The sequence below is a fragment of the Flavobacterium sp. CG_9.10 genome (assembly GCF_015752245.1).
In the GTDB taxonomy this organism is placed as follows: domain Bacteria; phylum Bacteroidota; class Bacteroidia; order Flavobacteriales; family Flavobacteriaceae; genus Flavobacterium.
Genome location: NZ_JADOVD010000001.1, coordinates 140,923 through 163,231, shown reverse-complemented (window position 1 = coordinate 163,231; position 22,309 = coordinate 140,923). Strand labels below are relative to the sequence as shown.

The following is a 22,309-nucleotide window of genomic DNA, read 5'->3' as shown; positions in this document are numbered from 1 at the left end:
CTACTTAATATTGAAATTAAATTAATTTAAATACAAAAAGTAAAAACAGAACAAGAAGCTCAAAAAAATCCGCTTTTGAAAACTGACATTTCAATACTTGATTTGACTTATTTTTGTACAGTTCTAAATAATTTATTACGCATTAAAGTTTAACCTATGAAAAAGTTACTATTCCCAATTATAAGTATCGTTCTGACATTTTTGTTCCTAACTGTTTCCTGTAAAAAACAGGACAAAAAAGAAGCAGAAGCCAATAAAGTTTCGCTTGAAACTCCTTTTGACAGTACTTTGGTAAAAACATTTTTTGTTAATCATCCAAAACTAAAAAAATACCAATCTGATGTGGAGAAATTGTACCGCAAACATCAATTTCATTATGTTTGGTATGATGAGAACGGAATCAACGATTTCGGTAATCTATTATATGACAAGATTAATAATCTTGAAGAAGAGGGTGTTCAAGTCGATGTTCCTTATAAAAAACAATTAGCAGATATTTACGAAGATCCAGATAATGACCAAAAACCAGACATTGATACGGAACTACTAAGTTCTTCACTTTACTTTTTTTACGCAGACAAAGTATATCATGGAATACCTGCCAATAAATCGACGGATTTAGGATGGTATCTTCCAAGAAAAAAACAATCGTATGTCAGTTATTTGGACTCACTTTTAATCGAGCCTACTTTAATTAACAAAGACGAAAAAGGGGTTTTAAGTCAATACTATCTTCTTAAAGATGTGTTGCAAAAGTACCGTCAAATAGAAAAAAAAGGCGGATGGAAAACTATCACCATTGATCCTAGTGTAAAGTCATATAAACCAGGAGACAGCTCTAAAACAATTGCACAAATAAGACAACGATTATTCATTACGGGTGATATTTCAAGGGATTCAAAAAGCAACATCTATGACGCTGCATTGGTCGATGGAATTTTGAAATACAAAATGAGAAGCGGTAATACTGTTAATAAACTTATTTTACCAGAACACATAAAAGACATGAATATCACTGTTGCGAAACGTATAAAAACACTTACAGTCAACATGGAACGTTGCCGATGGATTTCAAATGACATCACCAAGTCCAAAGAACTAATCGTCATCAATATTCCTGCTTATGAGTTAACTTATTTTAACAACGGAAAACCAGAGTTACGATCTAAAGTAGTCGTTGGGAAAGCCTTGAATAAAACGGTGGTTTTTAGTGCTTCAATGCTATACATTGCATTTAGTCCTTATTGGAATGTGCCAACGAGTATTTTGAAAAAAGAGATACTTCCTGCTATTGAAGAAAACGAAAACTATTTAGCCGAACACAATATGGAATGGAACGGCAACGATGTAAGACAAAAACCAGGAGGTGATAATTCCTTGGGTAAAGTGAAGTTTTTATTTCCAAATTCCAATAATATTTATTTGCACGACACGCCTTCAAAAAGCTTATTCAACAGCGAAGACAGAGCCTTTAGTCATGGTTGCATCCGAGTTGCTAAACCAAAAGACCTAGCGAATATTATTTTGAAAAATGACCCAAACTGGACTCCGGAAAAAATTGACGAAGCGATGAATAGGGATACGGAAACGATGTATACATTAAAAAATAAAATTCCAGTTTATATTGGTTATTTTACTTCTTGGGTAGATGAAAATGGAATTGTTCATTTTTATGAAGACATCTACAATAGGGACCAAAGACTGGCTTCTTTAATATATGCTAAATAATCATTTCATTCGAACAGCATAAATTTGTATTCCACAAAAAAATGACATTATCTTTTTTAAGAGATACTGTCATTTTTTTTAAGCCTTACAAAAGGGGATTCTTTAGTGTGCTTTCATTTTATCAAAAGTGGTTCCCAATACTTTTTTCATCTTCTCTAACGAACCTTGAAAAGCTTTCTCAGTAGTATCAGCATGATTAGTGACTACGATAGGCTGCATATTTGCGGCACGAACTTCAATAAGACATCGTTTGTCATTAATCCCTGACTTGTCACTGTTTTCATCTCCAAGATGTACTTCAAGACGTGTAATTTTATCTTCAAAACGTGATAGCCCTTTTTCCAGTTCACTAGAAAAATAAGATTCTAATCTCTCGTGTCCTTCTACATTTTTGTCCGTGTTGATTTGAATTTTCATATTATTTTATATTTATTATTGATTCTCAAATTTAACGATACTCAAGTAAAAACAAAGGCAATTAATAAAATCTTATGAAAACAAATCTTATTATGTCCCGAGTAAAACTAATCAGGTAGAGCGGGTCTTTTATTTATCTTAAGATATTCATAAAACTCCAAACAATTAGGGTTTTTTTTATATTGAAAATATAATTTTTTTATCTTTATATATTCAATCATACTATGAAAAACTATGTTTTATCCATCGTAGTAGTATTATGTGGTGTATCAGTTGCTACGATTTACCATAACCGAAATGAAAATCTAACGGTTAAAGTTATTTCTGTTGCCAAAAAGCTTCAGGAATATACCTTTGGAAAATCTGAAGTTCCCCTTAGCAAAGCCATTGTCTCCGAATTTTTTAGTAAATATCCCGATTTAAAAAAATACCAGTCCGATGTTATTGCTGTTTACAAAAAAAGAAATTACAAATCGATTTGGTACGATGAAAAAGGACTTATTGAATTTGCTGATTTGCTATATTCTAAAGTAAATCTAATCGAAGAAGAAGGTCTAAAATCGAATCTCGCCTATAAAGACAAAATTGACGGAATCTTCGATTCGGAATTCAAAAATGAACTCTCCAGAACTGACACCGAAATATTTTTGTCAACCATGTATGTGTTTTATGCTAAAAAAGTTTTTCGCGGCATTGACTCAAAAAAAATCAAAGAAATTGGTTGGTTTTTACCAAGGAAAGACCTGTCTTACGAGAATTTATTGGATTCATTACTGGTGGATACTAAATTATTAAGCAAGAATGAGAAAACCTTGTATGAACAATATTATAAGTTGCGTGATTATTTAAAAATATACAGACAGATAGAAAAAAGCGGTGAATGGACTCCCATTGAAGCAAATGCTTCCGTACAATTCTACAAACCTTCTGACAGCTCAAAAGTCATTGGCCAAATAAGACATCGCCTTACAGTTACCGGAGATTTAAAACAGGATTCCAAGAGCAATGTGTACGATAATGATTTAATGGCAGGCGTATTGAATTACAAAAAACGAAATGGTTATCAACCTAATTACCAAATCTCAATTTGGCAAATTCAGCGAATGAATGTACCAATTAAGAAATACATTCAAACAATTATGGTCAACATGGAACGTTGCCGATGGATTGATCCTGAGCTGACAAACGCGGATGAGATCATAATCATAAACATTCCGGCTTTTAATCTAATCTATAAAAAAAATGGCATAAAAGAATTAGAGTCAAATTTGTTGGTGGGCAAAAATATAACTGAAACAGTAGTTTTTAGCAGTTATATAAGTTCTATTGTGTTCAGTCCTTATTGGAATATTCCCCAAAGCATCGTTGAAAACGAATTGTCATTGGCGCTGTTTGCTGATAAAGATTACTTAGCCAAACATAATATGGAATCCAACAAAGGGAAAGTCAGACAAAAACCTGGAGGAAAGAACCCAATGGGACTCGTTAAATTTATGTTTCCAAATACTAATGATATTTATTTACACGATACGCCCTCTAAAAGTTTATTTGAATTCAACTACCGTGCATTAAGTCACGGTTGCATCAATATGGACAAAGCAAAGGAATTGGCGGTTTTATTGTTAAAAAACGATCCCGAATGGCCTATCGAACGTATAAACGAAGCCATGAAAGGGGAAAAAGAAACCACCTATATTCTGAAAAAAAAGATTCCGCTTTACATTGGATATTTTACCTCTTGGGTAGACGACAAAGGGGAAATTCATTTTTATGAAGATATCTACGATAGAGATGAAAGATTAGCGTCCTTGTTATATGAGGAAGATTAGTTTTATTTCGCAACTTCACAACTGTTGAAACACATTTTATTTGATTAATTTATTTAGTATTGATCGAGAATGCATCCGTTATTTCCCGCAATTCAAGAACATCTAATGCGATATTAAATTTGGTTGTTTGAATATACTTTGATCTTGTTCAGGCATTTCTTATATCAATAAAACAGCATTGGTAATCAATATCTTAACGTCTTGTTGTTTAGTCAATACCATTAATTTTTGTAAATTTATAAGTCCTTTAAAGAAGTAGCCATGAAAAAGTCAATCCTCCCCATTATGGTTATCGTCTTGCTGTTTTTGTTGACTTCCATATTTTGTAAAAACAATAACAACAAAAAAGAAATCGTAAAAACGGCCACTTTAAAATCAGCAGTGATTTCACAGGATGTTATTGTTCCAAAGATGTTGACTTTTGACAGCACTTTTGTACAGGCTTTTTTTATCAAGAATCCAGAACTAAAAAAGTATCAAACTGATGTTATAACGCTGTATCGCAAACATCAATACAATTACATTTGGTATGATAAAAACAGAATCAGCGAAGTTGGTAATTTCTTATACAACAAATTAAATAATTTGGAGGGAGAAGGGATTGACGCGGTGGTTCCGTATAAAGATAAACTAGACCGGATTTTTCAAACTTCGGGAGAGAATCAAAACCCAAATGAAGATGCTGAACTGCTCCTATCCTCGTTGTATTTCTTTTATGCCGATAAAGTCTATCGTGGATTGGATTCTGATAAAACTGAAGAGATGGGATGGTATCTGCCTCGAAAAAAACAATCTTATGTTGATTATCTTGGTTCTATTTTGGCGCAGCCTTCCCTAATTAACAAAGACGAAAGTGAGGTTTACGGGCAGTATTACCGACTGCGGGAACAGTTAAAAAAATATCGGGGAATGGATCAAAAAGGGGAATGGAAACCCATAGAGGTGGATCGAAAGGTAAAGTCCTTCAAACTAGGAGACTCTTCAAAAACGATAGCACAAATAAGACAACACTTATATCTTACGGAAGATATTCAAAGCGATTCTAAAAGTGCCGTTTATGATGACGCACTGGCGACTGGGATTTTGAAATACAAAAAAAGAACTGCCTTCAACCTTGACAAAGTGATTTTGCCAAAACACATCGCGGCAATGAACGTGCCATTGAAGGAACGCATAAAAACCATCATGGTCAATATGGAACGTTGCCGATGGCTATGCAGTTGCGTTTCCTCCTTGAAAGGTTTGATATTCATCAACATTCCAGCCTACCAATTGACCTATTTTAGTAAAGGGAAAAAGGAATTAGTTTCTAATGTAGTCGTTGGAAAGGTCATGAATAAAACGGTAGTTTTTAGTGCCGACATGAAATACATCGTTTTCAGTCCCTACTGGAATGTGCCCAACAGTATTTTAAGAAAAGAAATCCTGCCCGCTCTTGCCAAAAACCCTAATTACATGGTCAAACATGATATGGAATGGTTCGACGGCCGTGTCAGACAAAGACCCGGACCCGAAAATTCCCTAGGATTGGTAAAATTTTTATTCCCTAACAACAATGCCATTTATTTGCATGACACACCTTCAAAGAATTTATTTGATGAAGAAAAAAGAGCCTTCAGTCATGGCTGCATTCGAGTGGCTAAACCCGTGGAACTTGCCAATCTTATTTTGAAAGACGACAAGGCATGGAATCCTGAAAAGATTGCTGAAGCCATGTCTAGCGGAGTTGAAACCTGGTATCCCCTTAAAAACAAGATTCCTGTTTATATTGGTTATTTTACCGCTTGGGTCGATGATGACGGCATCCTTCACTTCTATGAGGATGTTTACAATCGAGACAAACAACTTGCCTCGTTGATATTTACAAAATAATTTTAGTAAGAATCAAGAGGTTAATTCCGTCTACTTTTTGACCTGATTTTTCTTTTATTTTCCTATTTAATAAAGTTAGTTTTTGGTTTTCAATTTGATTTGTCAAAACAAAATGATCAGAAACAAAAAACGCCAATCTCTCGATGGGCGTTTTTGAAAATTATAGTTCTTGTTGAATCGGATACCCTAGCCCTGATTGCAATGAAAATCCTTTTTATCTCGTTCTCAAAACGAGATAAAAAGATTGCAATAAAAAGCAGGAAATAGCTCCAAATTAATTTATTCCTCGCAATGACTGCTACAGTTTTGGCAACGCGGTAAAGCCCATATTATACAAGGTAAATGCCTGTATGTCCACGTTTTCCTGAATGGTTGCCGCCACGGCTTTCCCCGCGCCATGTCCCGCATTAATATCAATTCGAATTAAAGTGGGATTTGGTCCAGTTTGTTTTTCCTGTAATTCGGCTGCAAATTTAAAACTATGTGCTGGCACTACTCTATCGTCATGATCGCCCGTTGTGACCATCGTGGCCGGATATTGGGTTCCTTGTTTTACATTATTCACCGGAGAATACCCCTTGATGTAGGCAAACATTTCCTTGCTATCCTGTGATGTTCCGTAATCGTACGCCCAACCCGCTCCCGAGGTAAAGGTGTGGTAGCGCAACATATCCATAACGCCCACCGCGGGTAACGCTACCTTCATTAAATCCGGGCGTTGCGTCATGGTAGCTCCCACTAACAATCCGCCGTTTGAACCACCACGAATGGCAAGAAAACTAGAGGATGTGTACTTTTGAGCAATCAGATATTCAGCCGCTGCGATGAAATCATCAAACACATTTTGCTTTTGCATTTTGGTGCCTGCATCATGCCATTTTTTTCCGTATTCGCCTCCGCCACGCAAATTAGGAACGGCATAAACGCCGCCGTTTTCCATCCAAACGGCATTGGCAATACTGAAACTTGGCGTTAAGCTTACGTTGAAACCGCCATATCCATACAATATCGTTGGGTTTTTGCCATCGAGTTTCAATCCTTTTTTATGGGTAATCATCATCGGGATTTTGGTTCCGTCTTTGGAAGTGTAAAACACTTGTTTCGACACATAATCTTCGGTTTTAAAATCTACTTTTGGTTTTTCATACACGGCCGATTTTCCTGATTTTGGTTCGAATGAATAAATAGTTCCTGGGCTAACATAATTGGTAAAAGAATAATAGAGCATTTTTTCTTTTTTCTTTCCGCCAAAACCGCCTGCAGTTCCAAGATCCGGCAACTGTATCTCCCGAATCATTTTTCCTGAATAATCATATTGTTTCACCACCGAAACCGCATCTTTCATATAATTAGCAAAAATATAACCGCCGCCGGTTGTTGGTGTCAAAACATTATCGGTTTCTGCAATAAAGTCTTTCCAGTTTTCGGGTTTTGGGTTACTGACATCTACCGTAACAATGCGTTTATTGGGCGCATTTAAGTCGGTATCTATGAATAATTTGCTGCCTTCATTGTCAATTATACTGTTGTCACTTTTGAAATTATCGACAATGGTAATAATGGGGCTATTTGGTTTTGTCAGGTCTTTTATATACAATTCATTTCCATAGGTTGAAGTCGAAGCGGTGATGACCAAATAATGATCGTCTTCTGTCACACTTCCACCAACATATCTTCTTTTTTGGTCTGCGCCAAAGATGATTTGATCTTCTTTTTGTGCCGTTCCGAGTTTGTGAAAATACAGTTTGTGTTGGTCCGTTTTAGCCGACAATTCGCTTCCTTTTGGTTTGTCATAACTGGAATAGTAAAATCCTTTATTCCCGTGCCAAGAAACCCCGCTGAATTTTACATCGACAATCGTATCTTCTATTATTTTTTGAGTGATCGCATCCATAATAATCACTTTTCTCCAGTCGCTTCCGCCCTCTGAAATGGCATACGCGACTTTGGAACCATCTCTTGAGAAATCCAATCCTCCCAGTGAAGTAGTTCCGTCCTTAGAAAAAGTATTTGGATCCAGAAAAACCGTCTCTTTTCCTTTACCGTCTTTTCTATACAACACCGATTGGTTTTGTAAACCATTATTTTTGTAGTAATACGTATAATTCCCTTCAATGAAAGGCGCTCCTATCTTCTCGTAATTCCATAGTTTTTCCAATCTTGCTTTCAAGGCATCACGAAACGGAATTTTAGCTAAATAGTCATAAGTAACCTTGTTTTGCGCTTTTACCCAAGCACCCGTCTCAGCAGATTTATCATCTTCAAGCCAGCGATACGGATCAGGGACTTTGGTGTCAAAATAGACGTCAACCGTTTCGCCTTTATTGGTATGTGGATACTTCATCGTATTTATTTTTTGGTTTTGACCAAAACTTGCAATTGTGGCGGATACAGCCATTATTAAAAAAGTTTTTTTCATTCTATGTGGTTTAGTTAGTTATAACAAAAATAGGAAAATAGTTTTCATTCCCATTAAAGACAAGTCGCTAAAAAACCAAAAACGTTACTCTTTCGAATAACGCTTTTTATTATGTAAAAGTAAAAGAGTTTGAAATTAATAACTCGTTTTACAAATTAAAATTCACTCCTAAAACAACGTTTCTGCCAATGTTTGGAATTCCGTCTCTTTTTAATCTTGAAAGATGCGCGATATAGCTTTTGTCTAATAAATTGTTTCCGTTGAGATTAACATCAAAAGAAGTTTTACCCAATTTTATTTTCCCTCCAAAACCTAAATTCACTAATGAATACCCATTTGATTTTGTTTCAAAACCACTAACATTATTTTGATTGAAAGTAGAAGAAACATTAAAGGTCGCAAAACCGTCTTCCAACCAATTTTTGATTTTAAATTCAGTTCGAATGGTATTGCTCCAATTGTTAGCAGGAATTAACGGCAAGTAATCACCATTTTTTTTCTTACCGGTAACCGTTTCAAAACTTGTTTCAAAATGCAACCAGTCTAAAGGGTGCGGATGAAAATGCAATCCAATTTCACCACCATACAGTTTAGCATTATTCTGAATATAATCGAAAACATCGTTACCTGCGATCACTGTTCCTGCGGGCGAGGTATAGATATAATTGTTGATATGATTGTAAAATCCATTGGCAAAAAACTCAAAATGACTGTTTTTATATTCTAAATTGATATCAGTTTGTACGTTTTGCTCGGTTTTCAAATCGCTGTTACCAATTTCATAGCGATTGGTTCCTTCATGGACTCCATTTGATGTTAATTCGGCTAAATTCGGAGCTCTAAACCCCGAAGCCAGATTCAATCGCAGAGTCAAATCTTCGGCTAAATTAGTTTTGTAACCCAAAGAAGCATTAAAACTATCATACGATTTATCGATAGCTTTAAAATAACCTTCCAGACCTGCAGTTCCATGTTCTTGGGTGACAATATTTCTATTATCAAAACGCAATCCTGCCTGTAATACATTCGATCCCCATTCGTAATTAGTGGTACCAAAAATACCAAAATCATTGGTTGTAGCATCCGGAATTAAATATTCCTCACCTGAATTCGTGTTGGTTTGGTGCATCCCCTGAATTCCTACGATAGATTCCACTTTTCCTATTTTTGGCAAATGGTATTTCGCATCGTAATTGAAAGTTTTCAATTTCATGTGCAAATTGGCCACATCACTTTCTGCGAACTCAGATCGGTCATTACCAACATAACCCAAATCAGCCTCCAGTTTTGAATTTTTGAAAAAGAAGATATTATTTAAACTCAACAAGTGATTAAAAACACCTTGTTTAGGAAACCCCGTTTTTTTGCTTGTAGATTGTTCTCCTCCCGAAGCTTCGGGACCGTTTTCCGGAATTCCTAAATCCAATTTGTTGTAATTGTAACGCAATACTGTTGAAAATTTAGCATTGCTATAACCAATTCCCGTTTTGAAATCCGCTTCATTATAACGAGTATTTGTCACTCGGTCGCCATCGGCAATTTTATAATCGGAATGGGTATTGTAACTCCCACGGGTCATGAATTTCCAATTTTCGGTTGATGTTTTCAGTCCCAAAGAAGAATTACTTCCTAGCGTATTCGAAAAAAGTTTCTGACTGAAATTAGCTTTGAAGGTATTGGCTTCGGCAAATTTCTCTGGATTAAAATACAAAACTCCACCCAAAGCATCGGAGCCATAAAGTAAAGAAGCAGGGCCTTTTATCACCTCAACACTTTCTATTCCTGCGTCGTTTAGTCCTAAGCCATGTTCGTCGCCAAACTGTTGGTTTTCCATTCTAACACCTTGCGAATAGACCAAAACACGATTCCCGCTCAATCCACGAATTACTGGTTTCCCAATGGAAGTTCCCGTAGAAACTTGCGAAACACCCGGAATAGTCGCTAATCCTTCGATTAAAGTAGAAGTTCCTTTTCGTTGTAACTCTTTCATGCTTTGATGTTCAACTTTCATCACGTTTTGCGATTGTAATTTATTGAAAGCGGTGGAAACAATCACCTCATCCATCTGGAATATGGTTTCTTCGAGAATTACATCCAGCACATTTTCTTTTTGTGCATTATTTATCGTTTTGTTTTGGATTCCAAAACCAACGAAAGTAAAAGTAAGTTTTATACTTCCATTTGGAAGATTGGACATGTTATATTTTCCGTTTTCATCTGTTATGGCTCCTTTGTGCAATTCTGTTGCATAAACCGAAACGCCTTTAATAGGCTGATTTTTTAAATCAGTCACGGTTCCTGATACCGAATTCTGTGCTTGAAGCATAACTGAAAACCCCAAGAATAGGGCTATAATAAATTTTTTCATTGAAAATGATTGAATTGTTCTTCTTCTCAGCGAACTCATAAAGGAGAAAGGGCTGAGACCGGAATTATTTAGTAAAAAAAATAGAAATGATACCTGCTGAAATGAATTCAACAGAAGCTGAAATAAATTCAGCTTAAACTATTTACAGGAGGCCCGCGAAGGGAATATAAACTTCCCGAGAAAGAAACAAAAGCCGTCTTTGCAGTAAAGAAATAAGGTATTTCTTTATAGGAAGAATTTAATTGGTATGAGAATTCATTTGGAGAAATATAACTACCAAAAGTAAATTGGCAAATAGAACAGTTATCAAAATTATGATGCTGATGCGTTATCTCAGAATTGCTAACATTGTAAGTATGGTGGCATCTTTTTTCGGAAAACTGCTTTACCAAATGGCTATAACTATGGAACGATTGAAACAGCATTGAAAACAATACTGCAACTACCAAAGTAAGATTAATTATGCCCTGCTTTTTTTTCATACTTCGCAAAGGTAAGAAAACAAAAAAATGTTACGCCTATTTAAAAACAAAAAAAACTACAACATGATACGTTGTAGTTTTTATATAATATTTAGAGATGCACTGCCGATGTAGATACGCACTGCCGATGTAGAGATGCACTGCAGTGCATCTCTACTGCGTCAAAATTTAATTTAGGTTAAACCAATTTAGCGGCAATCAAATATTCTGCGATTTGAATCGTATTGGTCGCCGCTCCTTTTCTTAAATTATCGGCTACAATCCACATGTTTAATGTATTTGGCTGGCTTTCGTCACGACGGATTCTGCCTACAAAAACATCATCTTTTCCTTGCGCATACATTGGCATTGGATACGTATAGGTATCATTGTTATCCTGAACCACAACTCCATCAGTATGATGTAAAATGTTCTGAACTTCAGACACTTCAAAATCTTTAGTAAACTCAACATTTACCGCTTCACTGTGTCCACCAACAATGGGCACACGAACAGCAGTTGCCGTAACAGCAATCGTTTTATCGCCAAGAATTTTTTGAGTTTCACGAACCAATTTCATCTCTTCTTTGGTGTACCCGTTATCTTCAAAAGAATCACATTGTGGAATTGCATTTCTATGAATTGGGTATTTGTAAGCCATTTCACCTTGAATTCCTGCATATTCATTTTCCAATTGTTGTACTGCTTTCACGCCTGTTCCAGTGATGGATTGATACGTAGAAACAATCACACGTTTGATATTGTATTTTTTATGCAAAGGTGCCAAAACCAAAACCATTTGAATAGTCGAACAGTTAGGATTAGCAATAATTTTATCTTCTTTTGTTAATTCGCCTGCATTGATTTCAGGAACAATTAATTTTTTGGTTGGATCCATTCTCCAAGCCGATGAATTATCGATAACTGTAGTTCCTGCTGCTGCAAATTTTGGAGCCCATTCCAATGAAGTGTCACCACCAGCTGAGAATAAAGCAATATCGGCTTTCATATCTACTGCGGTTTGCATTCCTACAACGGCATAACTCTTCCCTTTAAATTCGATTTGTTTTCCCACTGATTTCTCAGAAGCAACAGGAATTAATTCTGTTACAGGAAAATTTCTTTCTGCCAATACTTTTAACATTACTTCGCCAACCATTCCAGTAGCGCCTACAACTGCTATTCTCATAGTATATATTTATTATTGAATCTTATTTTGAACTACAAAAGTAAGTAATATTCAAATCAATACAAGAGTCTTCACAAAAAATAACAAAATGTTATAATTGTAACAAAGCAAAAAACCATCAGCTGTGGCGGATGGTTTAACGGAACATAAGTGTTGTGCTCTTATTTTTGTAATAAGTCTCTAATTTGTATAAGTAATTCTACTTCAGTTGGTCCGGCAGGTACCACAACCACTTCTTCTTTCTTTTTGGCTTTTTCGGCAGCTCTTAAAATAATGAAAATAAAAAAAGCAATAATAACAAAATTGATGATCGCTTGGACTAAATTACCGTAAGTGATAACCGCTGCACCTGCTTTTTTTGCTTCAGCTAAAGTCTCATACCTGTTACCGTTGAGCGCAATAAATTTTTGGGTAAAATCGATACCTCCAGTTATCAATCCAATTATTGGCATAATAACATCATCCACAGCAGAAGCGATAATTTTACCAAAAGCAGCACCAATAACTACGGCAGTCGCTAAACTCAACACATCACCTTTCATTAAAGATGTTTTAAAATCACTGAAAAATCCCATAATTGCTTAGTTTTAGGTTAAAATCTCTTTTTTTTAAGTAACGAACATAGTTAAAATTTTAACATAACTAACTTCTTTTTATTACAAAAAAAATTATTCCCGATAAAACACACGTTTTACCCGCTGAGATATGCTAGTAAGAATTTCATAAGGAATAGTATTTAGTTTTTGGGCAATCTCATTTACGGTTGGGCTTTCGCCAAAAATAATCACAGCATCTCCTTCTTTGCAATCAATTCCGTTGACATCCACCATTAGCATATCCATGCAAACGCTACCTAAAATAGTTGCTTTACTATTTTTAATTGTTACAAAACCCACTCCATTCCCCCAACCTCTGGAAATCCCGTCAGCATAACCTATAGGAATTGTAGCAATTTTTGTTGGTTTCTCTGCCCTAAATCTTCTGCCATAACCAACACTATCTCCCGCAGGAATTGTTCTGATCTGAGAAATAATAGATTTTAATGTCCCTACATTCTCCAGTTGTTTTTGCTCTTCGTTCTCATTTGAAACTCCGTAAAGACCTATTCCAAGGCGCACCATATCATATTGCGAATCCGGATAATTACTAATTCCCGAAGTGTTTAATATATGGCGAATGGGTTTTATTTGTAATTCGCTCATCAGTTTTGAAGACAATTTCTCGAATAAATCAATTTGTGATTGTGCGAAATCCTTATGTTCTAAATCGTCACTTGTGGCCATGTGCGACAAAATACTTTTAACCTGAATGGTTTGATTTCCCTCTAATGTAGCTATCAAGTCGTCAATAGTATTGGCTTCAAAACCCAAACGATGCATTCCCGTATCGAGTTTGATATGGATAGGAAAATGTTTTAATTCCTTTTGTTCCGCGATCTTAAGAAAGGCGCGAAGTCCCTTCAAGCTATAAATTTCTGGTTCTAAATGATGTTGAATAATGGCAGGAAAACTGGTATTTTCAGGATTCAACACCATAATTGGTAAATGAATTCCCAGATTTTTCAATGAAATCCCTTCATCGGCGAAAGCCACGCCCAAATAATCCACTTTGTGATGTTCCAATAATTTGGCAATTTCAAATCCTCCATTTCCATATCCAAAAGCCTTAACCATTACCATCATTTTGGTTGTTGGTTTCAACTTCGATTTAAAGAAATTTAAATTATGACTGATTGAATTCAGATTAATTTCAAGAACCGTTTCATGCGTTTTCTCTTCTAATAGAGCCACAATCTCTTCAAATTGAAAAGTTCTTGCCCCTTTTATTAAAATGGTTTCATTACTGAAAATTAAATTATCAAAATCAGTAATGAATGCTGCTGTATTTTTGAAAGTGATGCACTTAGTAAATTTTTCTTTAAACTCCGAAATAGTTTCACCAATCCCGATTACTCGTCTAATTTTATTGGAAATAATTAATTCTGCAACTTTTGAATATAGTTCGGCATTAGACAAACCACTTTGAAAAATATCAGATAAAATCACTGTTTTCTTTTGGTATTGCTTCTGGCTTTCGAGAAAATCCAAGGCTATTTTCAGTGATTGGAAATCGGAACTGTAACTGTCGTCAATAATACTGCAATTGTTGATTCCGTTCTTGACTTTCAAACGCATTTCAACTGGATATAATAATTCGATTCGGTTTTGAATCGTTGTTTGATCATATTTAAAATACAACAAAACCATCAAGCACGAAATCGCATTTTCAATAGAAGCTTCGTCTTGAAAAGGGATTTTTATTTCGAAATTTTCTTTCTCTTGACGGATATCTAAAATTGTTTTATCCAAAATAGATCTTTTTGTGATAAAAACATCGGCACTCTCCTCTTTTAAACTCCAAGTGAAAGTTACTTTATTTCCGTTTTTAAAATCCGCGAAATGTGGATCTACCATTTCGTTTTTCTGATAAATAACCACTTCAGAATCCTTGAAAAGAATGAGTTTCTCTGTTATTTTTTGTTCCAAATTTTCAAAACCTTCATCATGTGCAGAACCGATATTTGTTAAGATTCCGATAGTTGGCTTGATGATTTTTTCCAGTTTTCCCATCTCAGAAAAAGTAGAAATACCTGCTTCAAAAATACCGAGATTATGCTGCTCATTAATCCCAAGTACAGATAAGGGAACACCCACTTGTGAGTTGTAACTTTTAGGACTTCGAATGATATTATAATCCGGACTTAGCAGAAAATTGAGCCATTCCTTTACAATCGTTTTACCATTGCTTCCCGTCAATCCAATAACAGGAAAATCGAAAAGACTGCGATAATACTTCGCAAATTGTTGTAAGGCTAACAATGTATTTTCAACAACCAAAAAATTAGCATTGCCGGCACAATCATCCGGAATATGGGCAACCACGAAGTTTTGTACGCCTTTTAAAATTAAGTTTTTAATATACAAATGCGCATCGTTATTGGGTCCAACCAAGGCGAAAAACAACGTCTGCGAACCATTTTGCAAGGAGCGACTGTCTATAGAAACGGCATCTATCGTTGCATCAGCATTATTATCTACAAATACGGCCTGAATTTGCGGAATTATATTTTGGATTTTTAGAATCATTAATTTTGAGAGCGAATGACGCCAATTTTAAGAATTTATGTAAACTGCTGTAATAAGACTTCATCAAAAATAACACTTCTTTTTATAATGAAGCCCTTGTAACATCACAATTAATTTCCCCTTCCATTTAAAAAAAAGCAAAATAAAACCCCGTTAAAAGTCACCGTTAAAAAAAATACAACTAATTGAATTTACAACAACACTTTTACAAAAATCTCTATATTTGTTAGTGACAATCAACAATAGAACTTTTGAAAAAAATACTTCCATTATTTTCTTATATTTTTCATCCGATATTTATTCCGGCGATGGCCACCGTGTTTTATCTTTTTTTAAATACATCCAATTTTGCAACTGAAGAAAAGCTATTCATTTTTTTTCAAGTCTCGATTATTACCACATGCATCCCCGTACTGTTTTTTTTGGTCTTAAGAGCTCTCGGTAAAATTGATTCCATCATGATTGCTGAAGTATCACAACGCAAACTACCGCTGATTCTTCAATGTTTTCTTATCATTTTATTGGTTCGAAAAAGCATTACTATCGATAGGTATCCTGAGCTGCATTTCTTCTTTTTGGGAGCATTGCTTACTACTATTCTGGCACTTTTATTTTTATTTACAAATATAAAAGCCAGTCTTCACATGATGGCAATAAGCGGTTTGACCGTATTTGTTATTGCACTGAGTTTGCATTTTCAAATTCAAAATACTTTTGTCATTGCCTTTTTAATCCTTATAAATGGAATTGTAGCTTCTTCACGTATAGAAATGAAAGCGCACACGACTAAAGAATTAATTATAGGTTTTTTTCTAGGAAGCATTCCGCAGTTGCTTATCCTTTTTTTGTGGTTATAGAATATAGAAAATAAGTCCAATATTCAATGACTTCATAACAATCGGTTCCCCGTCTATTTTCGCCGATTTAAATAAGGAATTTAAACCATAATAAGCATACACATTAATAGTATTATAACCCGTCGCAATATACGCCCCATAAAGAAGTTTATTGAAATCCTTATTGCTTGTAACTATGATTTTACCTTGCGCATCTTGAAAAATAGATCGGTCATGAATCACATAACTGAATTTCAACCCTCCATAAATTCTCCAAAACTTATGGCTTTCATAAGTCGAAGTCCGCCATCTAAACTCTAGAGGTACCTCCACTAAAATCTGGGAAAATTTATTTTTATTGTAACTTGTTTCGGAATCAATAATCGAATAGGTTGGCGCCTGATCTGATTTATAAATGGCTAGATTTTGATTGTAATTGTTATACGCAAAACCAATTCCAGAAGCTATTGCAACCGTTCTATTTTTGTTTATAGGCATGTCTCTTACGAAGCCCCCTGAAAATCCAGTTGACAATTTGCTTTGAGACAAATCAGCAGGTTTATTTGTTAACGTATTATATGTAAATCCAAAATAAAATTGATCTTCTCTATATAATGAATCGATTTTTACTTTTGAATCACTCTCAACAGCGGTCTTTTCTTGTGAAAAAACATTGGAAATGGAAAGAAAAAGAAAACAACTTAGAAATAATCGCATACAGTTTTAGTTTTTAAAATGATTTATTCTTATTATTTTCCTTTTTGATGATACAAATATAAGATATTGGTGGTTTTCTAAGGCCTTTCACTATCAAATTTTGTAGGAGCCAACATAAATTATGGATTAGAAACAAATCTTTTTAAAAAATATAGAGAAAACCTGAGGATTTAAAAATCGTCAGGTTTTACATTTTTTCGGTATCGTGAAGATGCACGATTGTAGGGATGCACGATTGTAGAGATGCACTGCAGTCATCTCTACATCTGAATTATATTTATTTATTTATTTTTCAACCAATCAAACAATCGTTGTGCATCTTCTCGTTTAAACAATTGGGTTCCTTCATTCATCGTAGCCGCTGATCCACATGCCACTCCCCAACGGATTACTTCTTTCAGACTTTTATTCTGCGATAGCGCCCAAACCATTCCTCCCACCATACTGTCACCCGCACCAACGGTACTTTTTTTGGCTACATGAGGAGCAGGGACAAATTCGTAAGAGTCTTTTGTGACTAAAACCGCTCCCTGTGGACCGAGCGAAACCACCACAATTTCGGCTCCGCCATTTGAGATAATTTGCTTGGCTGCGGCATTTACTTCTTCCAGTTCCAATCTTTCTACACCAATGAGTTTTGCCAGTTCGCCCACATTGGGTTTGATTAAGTAAACACCCACTTCCAAAACCTTTTTTAAGGCTTCTCCAGAAGTATCCACAATCACTTTTACATCAGATTCTTTTGCTGTCTCTGCAATTTTTTGATAAAAATCAACCGATAAATCTTTGTTCAAACCCCCGCTTACAACCAAAAATTTAGGTTTTAGTTCTTGAATAGTTTGAATTATTTTGCCTTTTTCAGCAGCGGTAATTGTTGGTCCCGGAAAACTAAAACGATACTGAGAATTGGTATTGTCATCAACAGCAACGAAACTTTCTCTTGTCCAATCCTGAATTTCTATAGCTTTATATTCTATTGATTCTTTATTTACCAGCTCTTTCAGCATTGTGCCCATTGGTCCACCAGAAGTAAATACAGCCAAGGAAGTCCCTCCTAATCGAGAAATTGCTTTTGACACATTGATTCCTCCGCCACCGGCATCGTATAGTGGTTCTTCGCATCGAATTTTCTGCTCGGCTACCAGACCTTTGAAATGAGTGCTTTTGTCCAAAGCCGGATTAACCGTTATGGTAACTATATCAAATGATTTCATTTTTTATAAATTTAATAACTTAAAGATGCGAAAAAAACGGCGAAAATTGATGCAATTCAAGGCGAAAATTTCTTTGTATATTTGCAGCCTGAAAACTTTTGTAAATTAACATAAATGAATGAAGCGATTGCTTCGTTCCTCGCAACAATCATGATCGAAGATAAAACCCCACAACGCACGAGTATCGCACAATTAGGAGAATTTGGATTGATAGACCATTTGACAAAAAACTTTGAAATCAACCAGCCTTCCACTATAAAAGGAATTGGTGATGATGCTGCTGTTTTGGATTTTAAAGACAAGAAAGTAGTAGTCTCTACCGATTTATTGATTGAAGGCGTACATTTTGATTTGGCTTATATGCCGTTAAAACATTTAGGGTATAAAGCAGTCGTTGTAAATATCTCTGATATTTGTGCGATGAATGCTAAAGCGACACAAATTACGGTTTCAGTGGCCGTTTCTAATCGTTTTCCATTAGAAGCTTTAGACGAATTATTTGCAGGAATTACGCATGCTGCCAATGAATATAAAGTAGACGTTATTGGTGGTGATACTACCTCATCACAAAAAGGATTAATCATCAGTATTACCGCTATTGGCGAGGCTAATGAAGAAGAAATCATTTATAGAAATGGTGCAAAACAAACTGATTTATTAGTCGTAACAGGTGATCTTGGTGCTGCGTATATGGGTTTACAGGTTTTGGAACGCGAGAAACAAGTATTTCAGGTGAATCCAAATTCACAGCCTGATTTAGACGCTTACACCTATCTTATAGAACGACAATTAAAACCCGAAGCACGAAAAGATGTACGTACTCTGTTACATGCCTTAGAAATAAAACCAACTTCAATGATTGACATTTCGGACGGATTATCATCTGAAATTATGCATTTGTGCAAACAGTCAAAAGTGGGTTGTAATTTATATGAAGATAAATTGCCAATCGATCCGCAGTTTATAAACGTATGCGAAGAATTCAATATTGATAGCACAACGGTAGCAATAAACGGTGGTGAAGATTATGAATTACTTTTCACTATTGCCATGGAAGATTTTGAAAAAATAAAAGGAAATCCAAATTTTACCATTATTGGTCACATGACACAAGAAAGTGAAGGAATTCATTTAGTGACTAGAGCTAATACTCGAATTGCTTTAAAAGCACGCGGATGGGATGCTATCCGAGAAGAATAAAAATTTTAAATAAACAAAAAAAACGACATTTGAGAAAATGTCGTTTTTTTTGTTTATTGAATTTAAAAAGCATTAAAAAAGTAACCCTCTGCTTTTAGCTTCTCGAACTAATTCAATGTCGCTACCTTCTTCTACTTTTAACAATTCTTTTAAGTTTATTTTTCTTCTTTCAATTGCACCTAAAGATATTGGGATATATTGCGGAATATCATTCATCTTGGTTCCTTTTGATAAATGAAACAAAATTTGTTTGTCAAATTGGTCAATTTCGATAGTATCTTCTTCAGACAAGTTCAGCATTTTTACAACTGATTCGCTATAATAGGTTTTGCCTTTTATAACTTTATCAAAAGCAAAAAGTAATTCGTCAAATGTCAAATCATTTTTTATTACCAAACCACTTGGATTAATGGTTTTAATAATGGTTTTAATTTTCAGCAATTCAGTATACATCGTAAGCAAAATAATTTTGCAATTTGGCATATATTCCGAAATCAATTTAGCTAAATCCTCTCCGTTATAAATACCTTTTTCTTCGTAAGGAGGCATACTTATATCTAAAAAAGCAATATCAAAAACTATAGTATCAGGGTTTGTAACAATATTATATGCCGATTCACAATCTTTGGCCTGACTAATAAAAAATTCAAATTCTTTTGGATTATATCTTGTAATCGCATTTTTATACCCTTCAATAATAAAAGGATGATCATCAACAATCAGTATATTATTTTTAATCATTGTCTTTGCATTTGAGGCAATTGTCATTTCTATGTAAGTATTTGTGTGTTTTCAAATGGAACTGCAATCGTAATAATTGTTCCGTTTCCTTTTTTTGATTGTATATCAACCGTTCCATTGCATTCTATGGTACGAGATTGTATGTTTTGCAATCCAATTCCTTTTTTCATTTTATTTATATCGAATCCCTTTCCATCATCACTTATGGTTAAAAATAAATCGCCATCCATTTTTTTGAGTTCCACTTTAATGGTATTTGCTTCAGCATACTTGTTGATATTTTGAAGTGATTCTTGAATAATTCGATATAAATTTATTTTACTGGAATTGCTCAATAACTCCCATTTTATTTTCCGATCAATGACCGCTATCAATTTGGGTTTGAATGTCTTTTTTTGATCTTCAAGTAAATTATCTACAATCGCAACGAAGTTATTAATTAATTCCGATTTCTCTCTATTCAAATCATGCGAAATTTCACGAATATCCTGTTCTATATTTTTTAATTCCGACAGATAATTATTTCTTCTTTGAATTGCAGTTTCATCATCAATTTTATTTAAACTATCTAAGTTCATCCTAATGCCAAACATTCGTCCCAACACGCCATCATGCAACTCCTGGGCAACACGTTTCTTCTCTTTAACTCTATTGGTTTCTATGGTGTTTTGCTGCGAAATCATCAGATTATAGATTTCCTCATTCACCTTTTGCTGTTCTTGTTTGAATACCAATTCTCTGTTTTTAGTTTTTTGAGCCTTGATTATGTATAAAAACAGCCCCACTAATGCAAATGCACTAAAACCAAATAACAAATTCCGGTTTTTAGCCGCCAAGTCTGTATTTTCATCTTTTATTACATCTGTCTCATACTCGATCCTAGAGAATTTATCTCCCATTTTTCGTTCTGCCTTTTGCAACTCTTCATTGATACGAATATATTCTTTACTATAAATCGCTTCCTTTTTGGGTTCAATAATTGCCAATTGATTCAATGCAACCAAAACATCTCTAGAAACACTAGTATTTCTAGCTAGGAGAAGTGCTTGTTTAGAATATTTAATCGCCTTGACAGTATCGCTTTTTGAAGCAAAATATTCTGATAAATGGATTTTATTGATAAATATTCCAGAAGTTAATTTTAAACTATCTCTCAGTTTCAACGACTGGTAAAATAGTTGCGGCAAGCCTTCAGTTTCTTTTAATTTAAATTTAGAATAGGCCAAATTATCCAACAACATCGCATAAATGGTTGGTTTTTCAATAGCTAGGTTGTTTTGTTCCAATCCTTTTTTAAAATAATTTTTTGCGAGCAAGTACTTGTGAAAATTGAGATAAAGAAATCCGATATTATTATAAGAAGTGGCTCTAGACTGGAATTCCTTAGGTATTATTTCATCATCACTAATAGCTAATGCTTTATTATGATACGCAATCGCGTTTTCATATTCCCCAAGCTCACCGTATATTATCCCCAGAAGATTATACGCATCGTATAAAATATTATTGGCTTGCTTCTCATTTTTAATTATTCGCAATACGATGAAAACCGCTTTTTCACTCCCTAAAAAATCCCCCGCCATATACTGTAGGGTAGCTTTATTAATCAGTGTTTTACCTACATTAAAATTATCTCCCAATTTAACATACATCTTTTCCGCTTTATAATAAAACAAGAAAGCACTGTCTGAAACCGATTGAGATACATAATAATCTCCCAAATAGGTATAGGCTTTTATTATATTTATAGTATCCTTAGCATTTTCTGACTTGTCTAAAACAAGGTGAACTGTTTTATTAAAGTCTTTCCAATCGTTTATGTTATAATACCGATTGGCAACTTTAAACATATTTACTCGGTTGAGTGAATCATTTTCCTGATCTACAACTATATCAAACGCTTTATGAGTAAATACTTGCCTTTTTTCGCGAGGTAAACTGAAATCATTTGCCAATGAAAAATAGGTTGAAAGGCTATCTTTAGATGAAATAACAAGAATGCTCCCTTCATTTTTTTTGAAACATGCAAAAAAAAGAAACAACAGAAACAATAATAATAGAGGTATGTAGTATTTATTTTTCAATAGTTGCTAATTAGATTTATCAAAAATAGCAAAATATACCTATTAACATAAAAAAAAGCTATCAAAAATTGATAGCCCTAATATTATTCGAAAAGTTTACTTAAAATTA

At 34.6% G+C, this 22,309-nt stretch carries 15 protein-coding genes; 5 read left to right on the top strand and 10 right to left on the bottom strand.

The annotated features are described in order from the left end of the window. Nucleotides 1-156 precede the first annotated feature (156 nt). Nucleotides 157-1,728 (top strand): murein L,D-transpeptidase, encoded by a 1,572-nt coding sequence (locus IWX84_RS00690; protein ID WP_196848809.1) that lies wholly within the window; start codon nt 157-159, stop codon nt 1,726-1,728. A 102-nt stretch (nt 1,729-1,830) separates the two neighbouring features. Here the strand turns inward: IWX84_RS00690 and IWX84_RS00685 are convergent, their stop codons facing one another. Then, a complete protein-coding gene (locus IWX84_RS00685) occupies nt 1,831-2,145 on the bottom strand; it encodes an HPF/RaiA family ribosome-associated protein (RefSeq protein WP_196848808.1) in 315 nt (104 codons plus the stop codon). Between the two features lie 224 nt (nt 2,146-2,369). Here IWX84_RS00685 and IWX84_RS00680 point away from each other — a divergent pair, with 224 nt between their 5' ends. Together IWX84_RS00680 and IWX84_RS00675 are read left to right on the top strand one after the other, a co-directional pair. Continuing rightward, complete coding sequence (locus IWX84_RS00680) at nt 2,370-3,974, top strand: murein L,D-transpeptidase (protein ID WP_196848807.1); 1,605 nt, start codon at nt 2,370-2,372, stop codon at nt 3,972-3,974. Between the two features lie 261 nt (nt 3,975-4,235). Further along, nucleotides 4,236-5,846, top strand: a complete 1,611-nt coding sequence (locus IWX84_RS00675) for a murein L,D-transpeptidase (RefSeq protein WP_196848806.1) — start codon at nt 4,236-4,238, stop codon at nt 5,844-5,846. 298 nt (nt 5,847-6,144) lie between these two features. Here IWX84_RS00675 and IWX84_RS00670 read toward each other — a convergent pair whose 3' ends face one another. From IWX84_RS00670 to IWX84_RS00645, 5 genes are all read right to left on the bottom strand, one after another. Continuing rightward, nucleotides 6,145-8,244, bottom strand: coding sequence for a prolyl oligopeptidase family serine peptidase (locus IWX84_RS00670; RefSeq protein ID WP_410743748.1), 2,100 nt, complete (start codon nt 8,242-8,244; stop codon nt 6,145-6,147). Between the two features lie 169 nt (nt 8,245-8,413). Further along, entirely contained in the window at nt 8,414-10,633 is a 2,220-nt protein-coding gene (locus tag IWX84_RS00665) for a TonB-dependent receptor (RefSeq protein ID WP_196848804.1), read from the bottom strand. A gap of 660 nt (nt 10,634-11,293) precedes the next feature. Next, the gene (locus IWX84_RS00655) at nt 11,294-12,283 is read right to left on the bottom strand and encodes an aspartate-semialdehyde dehydrogenase (protein WP_196848802.1); all 990 of its coding nucleotides are present in this window, start codon (nt 12,281-12,283) and stop codon (nt 11,294-11,296) included. A 161-nt stretch (nt 12,284-12,444) separates the two neighbouring features. Continuing rightward, on the bottom strand, nt 12,445-12,858 hold the full coding sequence (mscL, locus tag IWX84_RS00650) for a large conductance mechanosensitive channel protein MscL (RefSeq protein WP_196848801.1): 414 nt from the start codon (nt 12,856-12,858) through the stop codon (nt 12,445-12,447). A 93-nt stretch (nt 12,859-12,951) separates the two neighbouring features. After that, nucleotides 12,952-15,408 (bottom strand): bifunctional UDP-N-acetylmuramoyl-tripeptide:D-alanyl-D-alanine ligase/alanine racemase, encoded by a 2,457-nt coding sequence (locus tag IWX84_RS00645; RefSeq protein ID WP_196848800.1) that lies wholly within the window; start codon nt 15,406-15,408, stop codon nt 12,952-12,954. A gap of 458 nt (nt 15,409-15,866) precedes the next feature. Between IWX84_RS00645 and IWX84_RS00640 the strand changes: the two genes are divergently transcribed. Continuing rightward, complete coding sequence (locus IWX84_RS00640; RefSeq protein ID WP_231385375.1) at nt 15,867-16,265, top strand: hypothetical protein; 399 nt, start codon at nt 15,867-15,869, stop codon at nt 16,263-16,265. On the opposite strand, the gene IWX84_RS00635 is transcribed toward IWX84_RS00640, so the two are convergent. Together IWX84_RS00635 and IWX84_RS00630 are read right to left on the bottom strand one after the other, a co-directional pair. Next, entirely contained in the window at nt 16,260-16,961 is a 702-nt protein-coding gene (locus IWX84_RS00635; RefSeq protein WP_196848798.1) for a porin family protein, read from the bottom strand. The two genes, IWX84_RS00640 and IWX84_RS00635, sit on opposite strands and share 6 nt — an antisense overlap. A 281-nt stretch (nt 16,962-17,242) precedes the next feature. Beyond that, nucleotides 17,243-18,175: a 1-phosphofructokinase family hexose kinase gene (locus tag IWX84_RS00630; protein ID WP_196848797.1), complete on the bottom strand. Its 933-nt coding sequence runs from the start codon at nt 18,173-18,175 to the stop codon at nt 17,243-17,245. Nucleotides 18,176-18,325: 150 nt separating this feature from the next. Between IWX84_RS00630 and thiL the strand changes: the two genes are divergently transcribed. Further along, nucleotides 18,326-19,375 carry a thiamine-phosphate kinase gene (thiL, locus tag IWX84_RS00625; RefSeq protein WP_196849013.1) on the top strand — a complete coding sequence of 350 codons (1,050 nt, stop codon included), beginning with the start codon at nt 18,326-18,328 and terminating at the stop codon, nt 19,373-19,375. A gap of 72 nt (nt 19,376-19,447) precedes the next feature. Here the strand turns inward: thiL and IWX84_RS00620 are convergent, their stop codons facing one another. Together IWX84_RS00620 and IWX84_RS00615 are read right to left on the bottom strand one after the other, a co-directional pair. Continuing rightward, entirely contained in the window at nt 19,448-20,116 is a 669-nt protein-coding gene (locus IWX84_RS00620; RefSeq protein ID WP_231385374.1) for a response regulator, read from the bottom strand. Nucleotides 20,117-20,145: 29 nt separating this feature from the next. Further along, nucleotides 20,146-22,200: a tetratricopeptide repeat-containing sensor histidine kinase gene (locus IWX84_RS00615; RefSeq protein ID WP_196848795.1), complete on the bottom strand. Its 2,055-nt coding sequence runs from the start codon at nt 22,198-22,200 to the stop codon at nt 20,146-20,148. Nucleotides 22,201-22,309: the final 109 nt, after the last annotated feature.

What these genes read in the sequence shown, in the direction of transcription:
- IWX84_RS00690 (WP_196848809.1), top strand. Translation starts at nt 157, where the DNA reads ATGAAAAAGTTACTATTCCCAATTATAAGTATCGTTCTGACATTTTTG.
- IWX84_RS00685 (WP_196848808.1), bottom strand. Translation starts at nt 2,145, where the DNA reads ATGAAAATTCAAATCAACACGGACAAAAATGTAGAAGGACACGAGAGA.
- IWX84_RS00680 (WP_196848807.1), top strand. Translation starts at nt 2,370, where the DNA reads ATGAAAAACTATGTTTTATCCATCGTAGTAGTATTATGTGGTGTATCA.
- IWX84_RS00675 (WP_196848806.1), top strand. Translation starts at nt 4,236, where the DNA reads ATGAAAAAGTCAATCCTCCCCATTATGGTTATCGTCTTGCTGTTTTTG.
- IWX84_RS00670 (WP_410743748.1), bottom strand. Translation starts at nt 8,244, where the DNA reads ATGGCTGTATCCGCCACAATTGCAAGTTTTGGTCAAAACCAAAAAATA.
- IWX84_RS00665 (WP_196848804.1), bottom strand. Translation starts at nt 10,633, where the DNA reads ATGAAAAAATTTATTATAGCCCTATTCTTGGGGTTTTCAGTTATGCTT.
- IWX84_RS00655 (WP_196848802.1), bottom strand. Translation starts at nt 12,283, where the DNA reads ATGAGAATAGCAGTTGTAGGCGCTACTGGAATGGTTGGCGAAGTAATG.
- mscL (WP_196848801.1), bottom strand. Translation starts at nt 12,858, where the DNA reads ATGGGATTTTTCAGTGATTTTAAAACATCTTTAATGAAAGGTGATGTG.
- IWX84_RS00645 (WP_196848800.1), bottom strand. Translation starts at nt 15,408, where the DNA reads ATGATTCTAAAAATCCAAAATATAATTCCGCAAATTCAGGCCGTATTT.
- IWX84_RS00640 (WP_231385375.1), top strand. Translation starts at nt 15,867, where the DNA reads ATGATTGCTGAAGTATCACAACGCAAACTACCGCTGATTCTTCAATGT.
- IWX84_RS00635 (WP_196848798.1), bottom strand. Translation starts at nt 16,961, where the DNA reads ATGCGATTATTTCTAAGTTGTTTTCTTTTTCTTTCCATTTCCAATGTT.
- IWX84_RS00630 (WP_196848797.1), bottom strand. Translation starts at nt 18,175, where the DNA reads ATGAAATCATTTGATATAGTTACCATAACGGTTAATCCGGCTTTGGAC.
- thiL (WP_196849013.1), top strand. Translation starts at nt 18,326, where the DNA reads ATGATCGAAGATAAAACCCCACAACGCACGAGTATCGCACAATTAGGA.
- IWX84_RS00620 (WP_231385374.1), bottom strand. Translation starts at nt 20,116, where the DNA reads ATGATTAAAAATAATATACTGATTGTTGATGATCATCCTTTTATTATT.